A 16,778-nucleotide genomic window follows, 5' to 3' on the forward strand; every position below is an offset into this window, starting at 1 on the left:
GTGATGCCGAGGGTGAATGCGAAAGCCTTCAGGTCGAACCGCGCGCTGATGCCCCCCGGAAGCGGCGGCGCCATGGCGATCAGTCCGGCCAGCATCCAGATGCCTGTCCCCACGCCCGCGGCGCCGCCCGCCAGCCAGAGCAGCCCGGTCTCGGCCAGGATCTGCCGCACCAGCCGGCTCTTGCTCGCTCCCAGCGCCGTCCGCGTCGCGAACTCCCGGCTGCGCGCCGCGCCCCGCGCCAGCAGCAGGCTCGCCACGTTGCCGCAGGCGATCAGCAGCACGCAGGCCACGGCCCCGAAGAGCACCAGCAGCATCGGACGCGAGTCCCCGACCAGCGCCTCCTGCAGCGTCTGCAGGGTGACGCTCCGCCCCGCGCCGGCCTCCGGATAGGTGGCCGCCAAGCGCGCCATGATCGCCTCCGCCTCGGCGCGCGCTTCCTCGAAGCTCACGCCCTGCTTCAGGCGAGCCACCGGCGCGACCATCGGCTGGGTGCGGTTGTTCATGTCATCACGCAGCGGAGGCCACTTGTGGTACGGGATCCAGACTTCGATCTCGTCCATGGGAAAATGGAAGCCTTCCGGCAGGATGCCGGCGACCGTGTAGGGTTCGTTGTTGAGGATCAGCTTGCTGCCGAGAAACGCGGGGTCGCCGCCGAAGACCGACTTCCAGGTCTCGTGCTGGACCACGCAGACCAGATCGGCGCCCGGCTTGTCGTCCACTCCCGGCAGGAACACGCGTCCCTGCGCCGCTTCGGTGCGCACGATGCGGAAGAAATTGTCCGAGACGAAGCCGCCGCGCACGCGCATCGGCTCGCTCCGGCCCGTCAGGTTCACGCTCTGCCCCACGAAGCCGCTTAGCCCGTCGAATGTTTTGGCCTCGTGCCGCAGGTCTTCGAAATCAGGATAGGAGATGTAGGCAGGACTGCCGTCCTTGGCTTTACCCATGACGTAGCCGAGGCGTCCCGAGTCCGGCAGAGGCAGCGGCTCGAGCAGGACGGCGTTCAGGACGCTGAAGATCGCAGCATTCGCTCCGATTCCCAGCGCCAGCGTCAGGATGGCGATCGCCGTGAAGGAAGGCGCGGCCCGCAACATGCGGACTCCATAGCGCAGGTCGCGAAGCAGATCGACGATCAGGGAGCCTCTCCCCGCGGCGCCCGGCGTCAGCGGCTCGCGCGCCGGCTTTTCGACCTCCGCGAGCTGCGGCGCCAGCCCCTCGCCCCGATCGAGCTCGGCCAGGGCGGCTTGCCTCGCCTCCGGCTCTGCCAGTCCCTCGGCGCGCAGGGCTTCATATCGATCTTCCAGATGCTGGGAAAGCTCTTCGACGATCTCCACCTCGCGCTCGGGCCGCAACCGCAGGCTCTGAAGGCGCCGCCGCACTTCATCCTTCCACCCTGCCATGGTTCTATCCTCCGCTTGGTGCCTGCGGACCGTCCGGCGCCCTCATGCCAAACGCATCCGGCAATCCGCCATGGTTACCGTGCCGCTTCCACCGGCCGCGCCGGATGGTTATGCGGGTCCTTCCAGGATCACGCGGTTCATCGCGTTGACGTAAGAGCGCCAGCCTTCGCGCTGGGTTGCGAGAACGCGCCTGCCTCCAGGAGTCAGGCTGTAGTGGCGCCGGCGACGCTGCCCCGCCTTCTCCACCCAGCGCCCCTCGACCCAGCCGCGCTCTTCGAGCCGGTAGAGCAGCGGATAGAGTGAGGCCACGTGGAAGCTCAGCACGCCGCCCGACTGCTGCTCCAGCTGGCGGGCCAGCTCGTAGCCGTGGCGCTGGCGCGCCTCGAGCAGGGAGAGGATCAGCAGCTCCGCGCCGCTCTTCTTCAGGCGCGGGTCGATCTCGAGAGACCCCTTCATCGATGGCACCTCCATATATGGCAGCACCATATATTGGGACGACAGTGCTCGTCAAGAGGATGTGTCGGAATGAGCCACGGTTGAACGGACGATGCGCGGGCGCGTCAGGAAGGTGTCATGCGCTGCACATGCAAGATCATCGTCGGGCGGGGAGATGAAGCGTGGGAGCTACCGGCGGCAGCGGTAGACGAACGCCGGGGGGACGTTCTTCCAGACGACGCGGCTGGCTGCAACCTGGCCGAAGTAATCGTGCAAACGCCTGCGGAAGGCGCGGCCCTGGCCGAGAAGCAGGCCCTGCAGATAGGCAAAGGTGCAGAATCCGCCGCCTTGTCTCAGGATCGCCGTGACGCCGTCGAGGTATTCGATCTGATCCTTCGATGGAAAGGAAGCCCAGGGCAGCCCGCTGACAATCAGATCGACCTCCGACATCCCCTCCCTTGCGCAGATCTCCGCGAGGTTCGACACGCTCTCCCGAGCCAGCCGCAGTCGTGGGAACCTGCTTCGAAAGATGGCCGCCAGGCCGGGACTGATCTCCACCGCCAGGTAGCGGCACTCGGGACCCGCCTTGCGGAGGATGGCTTCGGTGAACACTCCGGTGCCGGGCCCCAGCTCGACGACCTTGCGGATCGTCTTCCAGTCCACCCAGCTCACCATCTCTTCCGCCAGATAGATGGAGCTTGGCGACACAGCACCGACCGTGGAAGGCCTGGAGATGAACTCCCGAAGAAAGGTCCATCGGCTTCGCAGATCGCTCATGGTCTGGCTCTTCATGGCCGGTGTCCCCTGCCTGCCGGAAGCCCGCTCCATCGGGGAATTACGGCAACACGGAGCGAGTCGGGCGATCCCACAACAAGGCCCAAGCGGCCGGATGCTATCGGTGCATGCGGAAGGTGTCAATCATGCGGTCTTCCGCGCCGAGAGAGCCGTGTGGCAAAGCGCTTTCGGCCTGATGATCGTGAAAAACAGCCCGCCCGCCACCGCTGCGAGGCGATGACGGGCGGGCGATGCGAGACCAGGCCGGTCAGCTAGCGGCTCGCCCTCGCACCGTTGGGCAAGGGAGTGAGCAGGTCATGGATCGCCTGCTGGGCGATCTGCTCTCCCTGCTCCAGCCCGGCTTTGGTTGCGAAGCGGAAGTGGATGCCCGCGCGTACGCGCGAGTCGGCATTCTCCCGGGCCGCCTCGCTGAAGCTCTTGAAGCTGCGCGCCGGCGCCGTCGCCAGCGCGCTCGGGGAGGCCATCGTGAAGGCCACCTTGTCGCTGCCGAAGGCATAAGCGAGGACCGCGGCCGCCGCCGCGCCCAGCGAGCTGTGCGTGGACGGGTAGTCCTGGACCGGCGGCGTCGGGAGCAGCGACGACCACGCCCCGTCCGCGCTGGTGGCGGGGTTGCCGTCTTCGGCCGCCAGCTGGATGGCGGTCACCGGACGCCACAGGTTGTAATGCAGCTTGGAATCCCAGCCGGCGATGTAGCCGTCGGCGATGACGGCGTTGAGCAGCGCGAAGGTCCGCGCCCGATCCCACAGGTCCTGCGGCTTCTCGCGCGAGACTTCCCGGGCAATGCGGTTCCAGCCGATGTCGGAGAATTCATACCAGTAGTTGGCGTACTCGGTCTGGTCGGCGCTGCGGCGCGCGTCGGCCGCCTTGCTTCCCGTCGCTTTCACCTCGTTGAAATCAGCCGCGTAGCGGGTGCTGTCCAGGGCGGGCGGCGGCGGAACGCGGAACTGGTCGGGCGAGTGCATCGTGAACGGCGTGACCGATCGCCAGTGCGGCAGAATCAGTGAGTTGGTGCCGGGCACGAAGCGATACTCGCCTGCCTTCGCGCCGGGCTGGTAGAGGTCTTCCGCCTGGCTGCCGTCTGCGTCGCGTCGCGCCAGCATGGCCGTGGCAGCCGCGGCACCCACCTTCTTTCCCTGCTCCACCGCCTCCCCGGCGCCGGCGTCGACGAGCGAGCCGTCCAGGGCGCCGTCGAGGAGCGCCTTCTGGTTCGGGAAGAGCGCCGCCAGCACGTCGTGCGCCGCGACGGCCGCGGCCACGGCCGCGTCGGATGGGCCCTTCGTGTCCCCGGGACGCGGATGATAGACATACGCCTGGTAGCGCGGCTGCACCGCGTTGACGGCATCGTGCATGGCCAGGTGCACCATGGCCAGCACGCGCGAGGCGGCCAGCGGGTTCTGATAGCCGTTGTCGGCCTTGAGGACCTCGTAGGCCGCCAGGTTCCAATCGATGACGACCTGGTCGCAGCGATCGGCGCACCAGGTCCTGGAGGACGCCGCCGCGGTGGCGGATGCCGGTGGCGGCGCGACCAGCGCCGTCAGGACCAGCGCCGCGAGGATCAGGCCGCGTCCTGGCCGCCAAGACTTCGGCGCGTGGCGCGTCACTGACGGTGAGGTGCGGTAAGGGCCGGGGCTCGGTGGGTCGTTTCGGGTTGCTCTCATGGCTGACTCCTTTCTGAGTGTCAGAGCGGTCCCTGATGACGCGCTGATCATCCCAGGGGCGCCGGCGCTTCGTAAGAGCCGGAATCACCCAAGATCGGTCCGTTCGTGCCACAATGAGCCGGCAACCGGGGCCGCCGGACGCAATCCGGCCACCCCGGATCACCCGAAATTCCCGGATCCCTGCTGGAATCGCCCCCATGAGCAGCTCGTCAGCCTCAGACACAAACGCCAGAACGCTGCATGTCAGCCTGCTGGCCCTTCCCGAAGGCGCTGTCTCGACTCTCTTCGGCATCTTCGACGTCATGAGCTCTTTCGACTTCGCGGTGCTGCAGGACGGGCGCGGCCGCGCACCGGCTCCCTTTCGGATAGAGATCGTCGGAGAATCCGCCGGCCCCATGCAGCTCTCCGGCGGCGTGCCGGTCACGGTGCAGCGGGCCTTCGAGTCCCTGGCGCGGACGGATATCGTGATAGCCCCCTCGGTGCACCTGGGGCCGGAAGGCTGGAAGAAAGGGCGCTATCCGCGGCTCGTCGATTGGCTCCGCCGCATGCACGAAGAGGGCGCCATGCTCTGCTCGGCTTGCTCGGGAATCTTCCTGCTGGCCGAGACCGGGCTGTTCGACGGCAAGGACTCCACCGTCCATTTCGTATATTCCCGCCAGTTCATTGCCGCCCATCCCGCGGTCCCGATCCATCCCGAACGAGTGCTCATGATCTCCGGCGCACGGGAGGAGCTGGTCAGCTCCGGCGCATCGACGACCTGGCATGACCTGGTCCTCTACCTCATCGCGCGTCATGCGGGGGCGTCCGCCGCGCAGGAGATTGCCCGGCTCTTCGCGCTGCAGTGGCACCAGGACGGTCTCGCACCCTACATCGCCTTCGACGGCAGGACCGACCATGGCGACGGCGAGATTCTCGGCGCGCAGCAGTGGCTGGGGGAGCATTTCCAGATCGCCAATCCGGTCGCGGAGATGATCCGCCGCTCGAAGCTTGCCGAGCGCACTTTCAAGCGGCGCTTCGCCGGCGCCACCGGATTGGCGCCGATCGAGTACGTCCAGCGCCTGCGCATCGAGGATGCCAAGCGCCGCCTGGAGCGCAGCGACGCTTCGATCGATGAGATCAGCTTTCAGGTCGGCTACGAAGACGCGGCCTTCTTCCGGCGCCTGTTCAAGCGCACCACCGGCCTGGCCCCAGGCGCCTATCGCAAGCGCTTCAGCATCCCCGGATTCGCCCGCCCGGCGCGCCCGCCGCTCAGGGCCATCGGAAAGGGAGGACGATCGGCCTGATCGCCGGTCAGGATCGGACTTTCTTCCGACACGCAGCGACGAAACCTGGGTGATTACGAGAGACGGGGATAACATGGGGCACACCCGGAAGCGCCGCGGCAGGCGATCGTTCCGGCTCCTCGGCGCATAGAAAAGGGGGCGCCCGAGGGACCATGGAACTGAGAATCGTCAATCCGAAGCAGCGATACTCGAGAGCCCGGCTCATCGAGCCGTCGACGAGCGGTTTCATCTACCTTGCCGCGAGCGTTCATCCGCGCACCCTCTTTCCGATCGTTTTGCCGAGCGTCGAGCGCTCGAAGCTGCTAGCGAAGCTCGGGGATCTGTCGCTCGGGGTCCAGCAGCTCGATCAGGTCATCCGGGTCCATGTGTTTCGCGCGATCTTCATGCCTCCCACGGTGCGATTCAGCGCCTATCTGAAGCAGCGAAAAGGGTCCTTTCACATAGCGGATTTCGACGTCATGGTCCTCATCGAGACGACGTCGGTAGCCGCCGCGCGCGAGGTGCAGAAGGCTCCGGAGTACGTCCTGCTGCTGGAAGCCATGCGGAAGCAGACCAGAGCCATGCACGTTATGGCGACCCGCAATGTCAGACGGATCGGCGGTGTCGACACGACGCGGCAAGGCTTGTTCCTGTTCAACCATTTCGCGGCGGATGACCCGGCCGTGATGCTCGACCTGTGGGAATACCTCGCCGACTGGTACGCCAAGGAGACAGGCCTCAGCAACTCCGTCGTGTTGGCGCCGCTGGAGGGAGAGTCCTCGGATTATGCGATCGTCAACTGGGCGAGGTGGGACGAGAGCCCACCGGCACACTTCTGGCACCAACTGTCCAAGAAGACCTTCTGGAATTACGTGACGCCCAATCTGGATGCCAATCACGCTGCATCAATGCCGATCTACTGCCGGCTGGTCGGCCCTGGGCTGTTCCTCGTGCGCGTGCCTGGGCCCGAGCAGGTCCGAGCGGGAGCAAGCCCATGAAATTCCTATGCCTGGCCTACGGTTCGGAGGAGGATTGGAAAGCGCTGTCCCGGGAAGAGCGGGAAGCGCTTCTGGCCCAGGATGAGTTCCTGCGGCAGCGCGGCGCGCTGATGGCCGCGGTCGAGTGCGAGATCGCTACGGTGCGCGCCTGGGACGGCCGCCCCGACATCGCAAAGGGGGCCTACGCCCTATCGGGGGTTCCGCTGGCAGGCTTCTCCATTACTGCCCTCGCTCTTCTTGGGATGTTGCCTTGAAGAAACCGGTGGTCGTCGCGAGTATTCTTCTGGGCGTGGTGTCCCTGGCACATCTGTTGCGGGTCGTATTCCAAGTCCAGGTAACGGTGGCGGACCGCGTGATTCCCATGTGGGTGAGCTGGGTGGCCTTCCTGGTCTCGGGCGGGATGGCAGTCGTGCTCTGGCGCGAGGCGCACAATCATCGGTGAAGGTTCGTCCTAGAGCCGTGTCATGGACATGCCGCCGCTTCGCCGCGAGGCTCCCAATCGCGATTCCAGAAAATCCCGTCTCGCAGGTATAGTAGGTGTGATGCGCAGGCACCTGCTGTTCACCCTGGTTGCTGGAGCACTCCTGGTTTCCGGCCTTGCCAGTACCCTGGCGGCGCCGGATGAGAATGTCCTCACCACGCAGGAGGAAGCCAACCCGAACGGGGGTCGTAGAATCCGGGTCTCGACCCCGACCGTCCGCATCAGCGATTTTGAAGGCTCCTTCACTTTGCGCCTGGATTGCATGCATCCGGTCAACGCCCGGCAGGCACCGGACCAGTGCGTGATCAACATCGTCCACCGGGACATCGAAGCGAAGTACTCGCTCCAGCGCAACGTGCGCTTCCGGGTCAGCTTGGACGACAAGCTGGCCTTCGACGGGAAGCTGTCGAACCTCGGGACGCACAAGGAAGGACCGGAAGTCGTCGAGCCGCTGATCGGCGTATGGGATTACAGCCTGGTCAAGAACCTCGCCGCCTCGCAGAAAGCAGCATTCCTCCTTGAAGTCGTGCCACCCAGCCCCGGCTCCGTGCCGCCCCGTCCCGATAAGGTCTCGGTCGACGAAAGCTGTATCGGGGTGCTGAAGCAGATGGTCGATTACTTCAAGGAGGGACCGCCGCCCATGCCCATTCCGGTCCCGAAACACCCCTGAAGGCCCTCCGGACGACCCCGCTGGACCTGGCTTGGAATATCCTTATAATACGGGATACTACTGAGGCCTCACGGGGACAGCACCTGTTTCCCTCCTTGGTTAACTCATAGCGGTCGAAGGCCTTTCTCCCTGGAAACAACCATTCTCTGCCAGCTGCTGCGTGAAACTTGATCCGAATCCAACCTTCTACGACGCCGACAAGCGCCAAGCCCACCGAATGCCGGCGAACTGCAGGACAGGCGGCCAGGAGAGCCGATGATTGACCCCGTGGAAATCCCCAAAGCCCCGTTCTGGACCGTATCCCGCTTCTGTTCCGTGGTCATCGTGGCCGCCGAGTTCCGGCTGGCCTCCCTGCTCGTCGGAGCGGACCAGTTCGATCCGAAGATCGCCAGCTTCGTGCTGGCGCCTTCCCTCATCGGCATGCTGTGCATCTGGTTTCCGAAGGAGCTCAACCGGCTGAGGGAATATGTAGGTGGTGAGCAGGTCGTCGAAGGGCGATCCCAGCAGGAGCTGCTCTACTATGCGGGATGGATCGTCCTTTTCCTTCCCTTCCTCCTTTGGATGCTATTGAACCCGTCCGCGATCTAGCCTTCCGGGTTTATCGCAGCCCAGGTGCGCGCCGGCACGCCTTCAGCGGCAAGGAGAGGGCATTGCTCTATCACGTCAGCGAAGAATCCGGCATCCCCCGTTTCGAGCCGCGCTCCTCGACCTATGCCACCGAGCCGGTCGTGTGGGCGATCGAGGAGGCCCGCCTGTGCAATTACCTCCTGCCTCGCGACTGCCCGCGAGTGACCTTCTACGCCGGGCCCGACACGGATTCAGGTGACGTCCGGCGCTACCTGGGATCGAGCCGCGCCGTCGTCGCCATCGAGAGCGACTGGCTGGAGCGCGCAGCCTCGACCCGGCTCTACCGCTACCGGATGCCGCCGGAAACCTTCACCTGTCTGGATGAGTGCGCCGGCTATTTCGTGAGCCGGACGGCGATCGTCCCGGCGGGGGTCGTCGCAATCGACGGCGCCCTTCAGGAGCTGGGGAAGAGCGGGGCCGACCTGCGCATCCTTCCCAACCTCTGGGCGTTGCGCGACGCAGTCTTTTCCTCCACCCTGCGCTTTTCCTTCATTCGCATGCGCAACGCCTCGCCCCGGCCGGCTGCCTGACTTGTCCCTCCCGTCCCTGCGCCCCGATGCCGGCCCGTCCGCGGGCCGCGGCGGAGCGTTTCGCCGGATTCTTTGGCTGGCCCTCACCCTCGCGACGCTCTACGGTTGCGACGACAGGGAGCTGAGAGGCCGTGTCGAGGCCTCGTCGGACGGCGGGACCTACCTCGTGATCGAGGATGGCAACGGAGGAGCTTGCGGCCCCCTCCGCGTGGACGGGAAGCTCTGGCCGCATACCCTCTACGAGACCGGGGCCATCGCGCCGGGACGGCACGAAGTCGAATGCGGGACGCGCATCGCAATCGAGATCGAGAAAGGGACGACCTTCCACGTCGACTATTGGGGACCGTGACTCCGCAGACCCGCGTGTTGATTTCCATTTCCCGAACGCATATAGAATGACCTCGCTCATCCGAGATGAGTTGCGAAGCATCGTTCCCGGCCGCCGGCGCGGTGCGACCTCGACGAGCGAGTTTCGGCACGAATCGACCTGATCTGCTGATGAGCACTGGAGGAGGTGCGTGATGCGGAAACTGTTGTGTCTGGGGATGGTCGTGGCCTCGGTGGGGCTGTTGATGGCGCAAGCGGAGAATTTTCCCCCGGACCAGATCGCCCCAGGCCAGGAGGGAGCCACCTCCACCCACGTTGCCGTCGCTCCGACGGACATCAAGTGGGGGGAGGGGCCGCCGGTGTTCGAGAAAGGGATGTCGTTCGCCGTGGTGGCCGGAGATCCCGGCAAGCCGGGCCCGTTCGTGGTGCGCTTGAAAGTGCCCGCGGGCTACAAGATTGCGCCGCACTGGCATCCGACTGATGAGAATGTCACCGTCCTCGCGGGAACCTTCGCGATCGGGATGGGCGACAAGCTCGATCAGGCCGCGGCCAAGAAGCTTCCTCCGGGCGGCTTCGTGTTGCTGCCGGCCCAGATGCACCACTATGCCATTGCGATCAGCGAGGCGACCGTTCAGGTGCACGGCGTCGGGCCCTTCACGCTGACCTACGTGAACCCGGCCGACGATCCGGGCAACCGCACCCCCGCAAAATAGCCGGCGCCGACGACGCATGAAAAGCGGCACCGGGTGAGGCGGAGTAAGACATGCCGTTCACGCCGTTCCATTTCGGAGCCGGGCTGGGAGCGAAAGGCGCCGTCGCGCCGGTCTTCTCCTGGACGGCGTTCTGTGCGGCGCAAGTGGTGATCGATTGCGAGTCGCTCTACCACATCGTGCGCCATGACTACCCGGTGCATCGGTTCTTCCATTCCTTCGTGGGGACCGGCCTGGCGGGAATCGTCACCTCCGCCGGCATCTTCGTGGCCCTTTACCTCCTCGGCCGGACGGGCTCGCTGCTCGAGGACGAGCGTTGGCGGCGCGTCCCCGCGTTTCGCGGAGAAGTCGCGCCAATCGGGGTCTGGGCAGGCGGGATCCTCGGCGGGTTGTCCCACACGGTGCTGGACGGAATGATGCACCACGACGTGCGCCCCTTCATGCCCTGGTCCGACTGGAACCCGTTCCTGGGTGTCGTGAGCGTCGGTGCGCTGCACTGGCTGTGCGCCGCGGTCGCCGCTGGGGGGGCTTTGGGCCTGGCGTTCTGGATGCGCCCGAGCAGGATGGCCGCTTAGACCAGGACCTCCGCGCACCGGGACATCCGCCGAAAGGAATGGAATGGAACAGTTCGTGCCGCAGGTAACCCGGGAAGACATCGACCGGGTGCTGCGCCGCGACTTCGCCACGGAGCACCACGATGAGCTGCGCGCCTTGATAGAAGCCATCCAGGTGATCGAGAAGCATCGCGTGATCCTGGGCTGCATGAAGAATGCCGGCGGCGACGTCGACAAGCTGAAGCGCAACCTGGGTGAAGCCACCGGCTATTACCGGGAGATCCTGCTGGAGGCGGAGTATCCGAACTACGCGAAGAAGTGGTCCCGCTTCGACAAGCTGTCCGAAGCAGAGCGGCGCAAGATTGTCGAGAAGGACAAGAACCAGTATCTGGCCTGGCTGAACCGGTAGGCCCCCGGCAGCGTCACCCTTGAGCGGGAGGAGGCACTTTTCGGGTCGGAGCGATCCGACGGGAGAGAACATGAAGCGTCGTGTGGCCGTGCTGGCATGCCTCGTCGTCCTGTGCACCGTTCGCGCCCAGGCTGTCGACCAGGAGGCGCCCTGGTCCGCGATCGATGCCGCCCCCGAGATCCAGAAGCTGGAGCAGCTGCTGGCGCGTGCCATCGTCGACCGGGACGCGCAAGTCGTGCAGCGCATCGAGGCCAAGGGGTATGTGCACACCGACAGCGAGGGAAAAGTCAGCCACCGCGACGATTTCCTCAGTGCCTACCAGTCCGGTCCCAACCCGATTCGATCCTTGAAGTTCGACGACCTTCAGGTCGACGTCTATGGGGATGCGGCGGTGGTGCGCGGCAGGCTCACCATGGAGATGGCGGAGAAAGGCGCCGCCCCACGCGTGGGACGCTACACCCGGTTCTACGTTCGCTTTCCGGTCGGATGGCAGGCGGTCGCCGGACATTCGTCGCTTCTGAAATCCGATTAACGCCGGGAAGGAATCGAATCCAGGCGCGTCGATCTGCGCCGAGCATAAGCGTTTGCGCTGAACATCGCCCGCGTGGTGTGACGCTACAACCTGCCGGCGTTGAAGGTGTCGCAAGCGTCGACGGTTCCAGCGTCGATTCCCTGGCGGAACCAGCGCACCCGCTGCGCCGAGCTGCCGTGCGTGAATGATTCAGGAGTGACGTAGCCACGGCTCTGCCTCTGAAGCCGGTCGTCGCCGATGGCGCTGGCGGCTCCCAACCCCTCCTCGATGTCCCCCTGCTCGAGCAGATCGCGCGCCGCGGAGGCGTGATGGGCCCAGACGCCGGCCAGGCAGTCGGCCTGCAGCTCCAGCCGCACCGACAGCGCGCTCGCCTGCCGCTCGTCGGAGCGCTGCTGCGCCGCCTGCACCTTCTCGGAAATCCCCAGCAGGTTCTGTACGTGGTGGCCGATCTCGTGGGCGATGACGTAGGCCTGCGCGAAATCTCCGGGGGCCCCGAAGCGATCCTGCAGCTCCTGGTAGAAGGAGAGGTCGATGTAGACGCGCTCATCGGGCGGGCAGTAGAAAGGGCCGACGGCCGCCTCGGCGAAACCGCACGCCGAGTCGACCGCGCCGCTGAACAGCGTCAGCTTCGGCTCGCGGTATTCCCTTCCCATGTCGCGAAAGATCGCGTGCCAGGTGTCCTCGGTGTCGGCCAGGACGACCCCCACGAAGTGCCGCAGGTTCCCTTCCTCCGCCGACTCACGGTAGGGCGCGCCCGCCTGCTGCTCGTCCCCGCCCGGACCATTGGGAAGGCTTTGCTGCAGCTGCTCCGGATCGCCGCCCAGAAAGAGGTAGAGCAGAAGGACCACCAGGCCGCCGATGCCGCCGCCGATACCCAGCCGGCCGGCGGTCATGCCGCGCCGATCCTCGATGTTGCCGCTTTCCCGCCTGCCCATCCATCGCATGAATCGTCTCCGGCGCGCCGGGCCGGGGAAACCCGGCCCTATTGCTTCGGTTTGAGATCGTCGAGCGCATCCTTCGCGGCCTCGGCCGCCCGGTTCGCCGCGGTGCGCGTCGCGTCGGCAACTCCGGAAGCGACCCCCCTGGTCTTCTCCCAGGCCTCCTCCGCCAGATCGCCGGTCGCATCGGCTGCCCGGCCTGCCGCCGTGCGCGTGGCGTCGGCGACCTCGGAAGCAACGCCCCGCGTCTTCTCCCAGGCTTCCTCTGCCAGATCGCCCGTCGCGTCTGCCGCCTTGTGCGCGGCCGTCCGCGTGGCGTCGGCCACGTCGGAGGCGACATCCTTGGTCATCTCCCAGGCTTCTTCGGTCACGTCAGCCGCCTTCTTCACGGCATCGCCGGCCAGATCCACCGCTTCACCGGCCAGATCCTTCGTCCTCTCCCACAGGGTCTTCTCCTCGCTCATGACCGACCTCCTCCCCCTTCAGGGGGCGCCTGCATTGTTCGGTTTCAGAATCCTACTCCGCCCGGACGGAGAGGTAAATGAGGGTTTCAAGGTAAGGGAATCAGCCGCCGCGTCTCCTCCCGCACGGATCGAGCCGTGAAAACGAGGGAGGCCCGTCGGACTCGAAGGTCGAGACGCTGGCGGGATCAGCTTCCGGCGGGCTTCTCCTTGTGGCCACCGAAGCCGAAGCGCATGGCGGAGAGGAGCCGGTTGGCGAACTCCGCCTCGCCGCGCGAGCTGAAGCGCTCGTACAGGGCGGTGGTGAGAACGGGGGCCGGCACCGAAACATCGATGGCCGCGCGGATGGTCCAGCGCCCTTCTCCCGAATCGGAGACACGCCCGGCGAACCCCGACAGCTTCGGGTCCTCCAGCAGCGCGGCAGCCGTCAGGTCCAGCAGCCACGAGGCGACGACGCTGCCGCGCCGCCACAACTCCGCCACGTCGCGCACGTCGATCTCGTAGCGGAACTCCTCGGGATTGCGCAGCGGCGTGGTCTCGGCGTCCGACGCGCGCGCCGTGCTGCCGGCATTGGCGTGATGCAGGATGTTGAGCCCCTCGGCGTAGGCCTGCATGATGCCGTACTCGATGCCGTTGTGCACCATCTTGACGAAGTGTCCCGCGCCGTTGGGGCCGCAATGCAGGTAGCCCTGCTCGGCGGTGGTTGAAACCTTGTCGCGTCCGGGCAGGCGCTCCGCGGCCTCGCGTCCGGGCGCCAGCGCCGCGAAGATCGGATCGAGGCGCTTCACGATTTCCTTCTCACCGCCGATCATCAGGCAATAGCCGCGCTCCAGCCCCCAGACGCCGCCGCTGGTGCCGCAATCGACGTAGTGGATGCCCCGCGCCGACAGCTCGCGCGCCCGCCGCAGATCATCGACGTAATAGGAATTGCCGCCGTCGATGACCACGTCGTCCTTCGCCAATGCCGCGGAGAGCTCCGACAGCGCCGAGTCGACCGAGGCCGCCGGGATCATCAGCCAGGCGACGCGCGGCGGTTGGAGCTTGCGCACGAGGTCTCCAATCGAGGCGGCTGCCTCACAGCCGGTGTCCTTGCAAAACGCCTCCCTTGTCTTCGCCGAGGGGGCGTGGGCCACCACCTCGTGCCCGGCGCGCTCCAGCCGCCGCGCCATGTTTCCCCCCATCCGGCCCAGACCGATCATTCCCAGCTGCATCACCGGCTCCTTTCTGTTCCCCTGTCCCGCGAGCCTCTCATGATTCCTTTCCGCGCATCCCGCGGATGCGGCGGATCAGGGCGTCGGTCGACCCGTCGTGCGCCGGAGCCGGCTCCGCCGCGGACTGCAGCTCCGGCAGGATTCTCACGGCGAGCGATTTCCCCAGCTCCACGCCCCACTGATCGAAAGAGTTGATGTCCCAGATGACGCCTTGCACGAAGACGCTGTGCTCGTAGAGGGCCACCAGCTTGCCGAGCGCCGAGGGGGTCAGGCGCTCCAGGAGAAGCAGATTGGAGGGACGGTTCCCTTCGAAAGTGCGATGCGGCACCAGCACCTCCGGAGTCCCTTCGGCGCGCACCTCCTCCGCGGTCTTGCCGAAGGCCAGCGCCTCCCCCTGGGCCAGGACATTGGCCAATAGGATGTCATGGTGCGCGCCCAGCGGATTCAGGCTCTGGCCGAACGCGATGAAATCGCAAGGGACCAGCCGCGTCCCCTGGTGCAGCAGCTGGTAGAAGGAGTGCTGGCCGTTGGTCCCCGGCTCGCCCCAGACGATGGGGGAGGTGTCGCAGTCCACCGGCCCTCCCTCCCGCGTGACGCTCTTGCCGTTGCTCTCCATGGCCAGCTGCTGGAGGTAGGCCGGGAAGCGCTTCAGGTACTGGTCATAAGGAAGCACGGCGGTCGTGGCGGCGCCGAAGAAGTCGTTGTACCAGATCGACAGCAGCGCCATCAGGACGGGAAGGTTGCGCTCGAACGGGGCGGTGCGGAAGTGCTCGTCGATCTCGTGGAAGCCGGCGAGCATGGCGCGGAAATGCTCCTCGCCCACCGCCACCATCGTGGAGAGGCCGATGGCGGAATCCATCGAATAGCGGCCTCCCACCCAGTCCCAGAAGCCGAACATGTTCGCCTCGTCGATGCCGAAGCGCTTCACCTCCGCCGCGTTGGTCGACACCGCCACGAAATGCCGCGCCACCGCCGCCTCGTCGCCGCCCATCGCCGCCAGCAGCCAGGCGCGCGCCGTGCGGGCGTTGGTCATCGTCTCGAGCGTCGTGAAGGTCTTGGAGGAGACGATGAACAGCGTCTCGGCCGGATCCAGGTCGCGCGTCGCCTCGGCGAAGTCGGTGCCGTCGACGTTCGACACGAAGCGAAAGCTCATGCCGCGCTCGCTGTAATGCCGCAGCGCCTCATAGGCCATCACCGGACCCAGGTCGGATCCACCGATTCCCACGTTGACGACGCTGCGGATCCGCCGGCCGGTGTGCCCTTTCCACTCGCCGCTCCTCACGCGCCGGGCGAAATCGGCCATGCGGTCGAGCACGCCATGGACCGTCGGCACCACGTCCTCGCCGTCGACCAGGAGGCGGGATCCGCGCGGCGCGCGCAGCGCCACGTGAAGCACGGCGCGCTTCTCGGTGATGTTGATTTTCTCGCCACGGAACATGGCGTCGATCCGCCCACGCAGCCCCGCTTCATCCGCCAGGCCGAGCAGCAGCCGCATCGTCTCCCCGGTCGCGCGGTTCTTGGAGTAGTCGAGCAGGATGCCGGCGGCTTCGATCGACATCTGCTCGGCGCGCTTGGGGTCCTGCGCGAACAGCGCGCGCAGGTGGGTCTTCCGCACCTCGCGGGCATGCTCCGCCAGGGCCTTCCAGGACGGCCGATGCGTGAGCGTTGTTCCGTCCGCTTTCATTCCGATGCTCCTGCCCCTTCCGGGCGGCTGGTTCCCAGGGCCTGGTCCACCAGCCGCCGGGCTTCCTCGAGGATGGCATCCAGGTGCTTCTGGTCCCTGAAGCTCTCGGCGTAGATCTTGTACAGGTTCTCCGTCCCGGACGGACGCGCCGCGAACCAGCCGCCGGCGGTGGTGACCTTCAAGCCCTCGATCGGGGCGCCGTTGCCCGGGGCGGTGGTCAGGGTCGCCAGGATCGGCTCGCCCGCCAGCTCGGAGGTCTTCACGTCCTGCGGAGAGAGCCGCTTCAGGCGCGCCTTCTGCTCCGGCGTGGCGGGGGCGTCCACCCGCGTGTACAACGGCTCACCGAACTGCCCGATCAGTTCCCGGTAGTGCTCCGAAGGATCCTTGCCGGTGCGTGCGGTGATCTCCGCCGCCAGCAGGCACATGATGGGACCATCCTTGTCGGTCGTCCAGACCCTGCCGTCACGCCGCAGGAAGCTGGCGCCGGCGCTCTCCTCGCCGCCGAAGCAGTACGACCCGTCGAACAATCCGGCGGCGAACCACTTGAAGCCGACCGGCACCTCCGACAGGACGCGGCCGAGCGATGCGACCACCCGATCGATCATGGCGCTGCTGACCAGGGTCTTGCCGACGGCGGAGTGCTCCGGCCACTGTGTGCGGCTCGTCAGGAGGTAGCGCACGGCGACCGCGAGATACTGATTCGGGTTCATCAGCCCGCCGCCCGGAGTGACCACCCCGTGGCGGTCTGCATCGGGATCGTTGGCGAAGGCGAGCCGATAGCGATCGCGCAGCTCCACCAGGGGCACCATGGCGTAGGCGCTCGAGCAATCCATCCTGATCTTGCCGTCGTGATCGACCGTCATGAAGGAGAAGGTCGGGTCGATGCGGGAGTTGACCACCGTGAGGTCGAGCCGGTAGCGCGAGGCGATCGATTCCCAGCAGGCGAGCGACGAACCGCCGAGCGGGTCGACGCCGAGCCGGATTCCCGAGGCGCGGATCGCCTCCAGGTCCACGACAGCCGGCAGATCCTCCACGTAAGGGGGGATGAAATCCTCGAGGTGCGTCGTCGAGGAGCGCAGTGCCGCCTCATACGCCATGC

General features: G+C 66.4%; 21 protein-coding genes. 12 read left to right on the plus strand and 9 right to left on the minus strand.

Annotation, left to right across the window (positions count from 1 at the left end; translation table 11 throughout):
- The 4 genes from VFW45_11645 to VFW45_11660 form a co-directional block, all read right to left on the minus strand.
- Positions 1-1,397 (minus strand): ABC transporter permease (locus VFW45_11645; protein HEU5181439.1); only part of this gene is annotated, 1,397 nt, incomplete at its 3' end.
- 108 nt (positions 1,398-1,505) lie between these two features.
- A complete protein-coding gene (locus tag VFW45_11650; protein ID HEU5181440.1) occupies positions 1,506-1,853 on the minus strand; it encodes a PadR family transcriptional regulator in 348 nt (115 codons plus the stop codon).
- A 168-nt stretch (positions 1,854-2,021) separates the two neighbouring features.
- Positions 2,022-2,609: a methyltransferase domain-containing protein gene (locus VFW45_11655; GenBank protein HEU5181441.1), complete on the minus strand. Its 588-nt coding sequence runs from the start codon at positions 2,607-2,609 to the stop codon at positions 2,022-2,024.
- Positions 2,610-2,878: 269 nt separating this feature from the next.
- Positions 2,879-4,285, minus strand: a complete 1,407-nt coding sequence (locus VFW45_11660; GenBank protein HEU5181442.1) for a vanadium-dependent haloperoxidase — start codon at positions 4,283-4,285, stop codon at positions 2,879-2,881.
- Positions 4,286-4,482: 197 nt separating this feature from the next.
- Between VFW45_11660 and VFW45_11665 the strand changes: the two genes are divergently transcribed.
- The 12 genes from VFW45_11665 to VFW45_11720 all read left to right on the plus strand — a co-directional run bounded on the left by VFW45_11665 (position 4,483) and on the right by VFW45_11720 (position 11,385).
- On the plus strand, positions 4,483-5,568 hold the full coding sequence (locus tag VFW45_11665; protein HEU5181443.1) for a helix-turn-helix domain-containing protein: 1,086 nt from the start codon (positions 4,483-4,485) through the stop codon (positions 5,566-5,568).
- A gap of 152 nt (positions 5,569-5,720) precedes the next feature.
- Positions 5,721-6,545, plus strand: a complete 825-nt coding sequence (locus VFW45_11670; GenBank protein HEU5181444.1) for a hypothetical protein — start codon at positions 5,721-5,723, stop codon at positions 6,543-6,545.
- Positions 6,542-6,799: a hypothetical protein gene (locus tag VFW45_11675; protein HEU5181445.1), complete on the plus strand. Its 258-nt coding sequence runs from the start codon at positions 6,542-6,544 to the stop codon at positions 6,797-6,799. Before VFW45_11670 ends, VFW45_11675 begins: the two co-directional genes overlap by 4 nt.
- Complete coding sequence (locus VFW45_11680) at positions 6,796-6,987, plus strand: hypothetical protein (protein ID HEU5181446.1); 192 nt, start codon at positions 6,796-6,798, stop codon at positions 6,985-6,987. The genes VFW45_11675 and VFW45_11680 overlap by 4 nt, the downstream gene beginning before the upstream one ends.
- 100 nt (positions 6,988-7,087) lie before the next feature.
- The gene (locus tag VFW45_11685; GenBank protein ID HEU5181447.1) at positions 7,088-7,696 is read left to right on the plus strand and encodes a hypothetical protein; all 609 of its coding nucleotides are present in this window, start codon (positions 7,088-7,090) and stop codon (positions 7,694-7,696) included.
- A 255-nt stretch (positions 7,697-7,951) separates the two neighbouring features.
- Complete coding sequence (locus tag VFW45_11690) at positions 7,952-8,284, plus strand: hypothetical protein (GenBank protein ID HEU5181448.1); 333 nt, start codon at positions 7,952-7,954, stop codon at positions 8,282-8,284.
- Positions 8,285-8,346: 62 nt separating this feature from the next.
- Positions 8,347-8,853 carry a hypothetical protein gene (locus VFW45_11695; protein ID HEU5181449.1) on the plus strand — a complete coding sequence of 169 codons (507 nt, stop codon included), beginning with the start codon at positions 8,347-8,349 and terminating at the stop codon, positions 8,851-8,853.
- Position 8,854: 1 nt separating this feature from the next.
- Entirely contained in the window at positions 8,855-9,202 is a 348-nt protein-coding gene (locus VFW45_11700; protein HEU5181450.1) for a hypothetical protein, read from the plus strand.
- Between the two features lie 172 nt (positions 9,203-9,374).
- Positions 9,375-9,893, plus strand: a complete 519-nt coding sequence (locus tag VFW45_11705) for a cupin domain-containing protein (GenBank protein ID HEU5181451.1) — start codon at positions 9,375-9,377, stop codon at positions 9,891-9,893.
- A gap of 50 nt (positions 9,894-9,943) precedes the next feature.
- Entirely contained in the window at positions 9,944-10,465 is a 522-nt protein-coding gene (locus VFW45_11710) for a hypothetical protein (protein ID HEU5181452.1), read from the plus strand.
- Positions 10,466-10,508: 43 nt separating this feature from the next.
- On the plus strand, positions 10,509-10,853 hold the full coding sequence (locus VFW45_11715) for a hypothetical protein (protein ID HEU5181453.1): 345 nt from the start codon (positions 10,509-10,511) through the stop codon (positions 10,851-10,853).
- A gap of 70 nt (positions 10,854-10,923) precedes the next feature.
- Positions 10,924-11,385, plus strand: a complete 462-nt coding sequence (locus VFW45_11720; protein ID HEU5181454.1) for a nuclear transport factor 2 family protein — start codon at positions 10,924-10,926, stop codon at positions 11,383-11,385.
- An 83-nt stretch (positions 11,386-11,468) separates the two neighbouring features.
- Here the strand turns inward: VFW45_11720 and VFW45_11725 are convergent, their stop codons facing one another.
- The 5 genes from VFW45_11725 to VFW45_11745 form a co-directional block, all read right to left on the minus strand.
- On the minus strand, positions 11,469-12,329 hold the full coding sequence (locus VFW45_11725; GenBank protein HEU5181455.1) for a neutral zinc metallopeptidase: 861 nt from the start codon (positions 12,327-12,329) through the stop codon (positions 11,469-11,471).
- Between the two features lie 38 nt (positions 12,330-12,367).
- Entirely contained in the window at positions 12,368-12,787 is a 420-nt protein-coding gene (locus tag VFW45_11730; GenBank protein ID HEU5181456.1) for a hypothetical protein, read from the minus strand.
- Positions 12,788-12,972: 185 nt separating this feature from the next.
- The gene (gnd, locus tag VFW45_11735) at positions 12,973-13,995 is read right to left on the minus strand and encodes a decarboxylating 6-phosphogluconate dehydrogenase (protein HEU5181457.1); all 1,023 of its coding nucleotides are present in this window, start codon (positions 13,993-13,995) and stop codon (positions 12,973-12,975) included.
- A gap of 37 nt (positions 13,996-14,032) precedes the next feature.
- Complete coding sequence (gene pgi / locus VFW45_11740; protein ID HEU5181458.1) at positions 14,033-15,679, minus strand: glucose-6-phosphate isomerase; 1,647 nt, start codon at positions 15,677-15,679, stop codon at positions 14,033-14,035.
- Positions 15,676-16,778, minus strand: a 1,103-nt coding sequence (locus VFW45_11745; protein HEU5181459.1) for a phosphoglucomutase, alpha-D-glucose phosphate-specific, incomplete at its 5' end; no start/stop codon positions are given. The genes pgi and VFW45_11745, both read right to left, overlap by 4 nt.

Source organism: Candidatus Polarisedimenticolia bacterium (genome assembly GCA_035764505.1).
GTDB lineage: Bacteria > Acidobacteriota > Polarisedimenticolia > Gp22-AA2 > AA152 > AA152.

Coding starts and splice junctions, on each gene's coding strand:
- VFW45_11665 (HEU5181443.1), top strand. CDS start 4,483: ATGAGCAGCTCGTCAGCCTCAGACACAAACGCCAGAACGCTGCATGTC.
- VFW45_11670 (HEU5181444.1), top strand. CDS start 5,721: ATGGAACTGAGAATCGTCAATCCGAAGCAGCGATACTCGAGAGCCCGG.
- VFW45_11715 (HEU5181453.1), top strand. CDS start 10,509: ATGGAACAGTTCGTGCCGCAGGTAACCCGGGAAGACATCGACCGGGTG.
- gnd (HEU5181457.1), bottom strand. CDS start 13,995: ATGCAGCTGGGAATGATCGGTCTGGGCCGGATGGGGGGAAACATGGCG.
- VFW45_11655 (HEU5181441.1), bottom strand. CDS start 2,609: ATGAGCGATCTGCGAAGCCGATGGACCTTTCTTCGGGAGTTCATCTCC.
- VFW45_11685 (HEU5181447.1), top strand. CDS start 7,088: ATGCGCAGGCACCTGCTGTTCACCCTGGTTGCTGGAGCACTCCTGGTT.
- pgi (HEU5181458.1), bottom strand. CDS start 15,679: ATGAAAGCGGACGGAACAACGCTCACGCATCGGCCGTCCTGGAAGGCC.
- VFW45_11675 (HEU5181445.1), top strand. CDS start 6,542: ATGAAATTCCTATGCCTGGCCTACGGTTCGGAGGAGGATTGGAAAGCG.
- VFW45_11705 (HEU5181451.1), top strand. CDS start 9,375: ATGCGGAAACTGTTGTGTCTGGGGATGGTCGTGGCCTCGGTGGGGCTG.
- VFW45_11650 (HEU5181440.1), bottom strand. CDS start 1,853: ATGAAGGGGTCTCTCGAGATCGACCCGCGCCTGAAGAAGAGCGGCGCG.
- VFW45_11725 (HEU5181455.1), bottom strand. CDS start 12,329: ATGCGATGGATGGGCAGGCGGGAAAGCGGCAACATCGAGGATCGGCGC.
- VFW45_11690 (HEU5181448.1), top strand. CDS start 7,952: ATGATTGACCCCGTGGAAATCCCCAAAGCCCCGTTCTGGACCGTATCC.
- VFW45_11710 (HEU5181452.1), top strand. CDS start 9,944: ATGCCGTTCACGCCGTTCCATTTCGGAGCCGGGCTGGGAGCGAAAGGC.
- VFW45_11720 (HEU5181454.1), top strand. CDS start 10,924: ATGAAGCGTCGTGTGGCCGTGCTGGCATGCCTCGTCGTCCTGTGCACC.
- VFW45_11660 (HEU5181442.1), bottom strand. CDS start 4,285: ATGAGAGCAACCCGAAACGACCCACCGAGCCCCGGCCCTTACCGCACC.
- VFW45_11730 (HEU5181456.1), bottom strand. CDS start 12,787: ATGAGCGAGGAGAAGACCCTGTGGGAGAGGACGAAGGATCTGGCCGGT.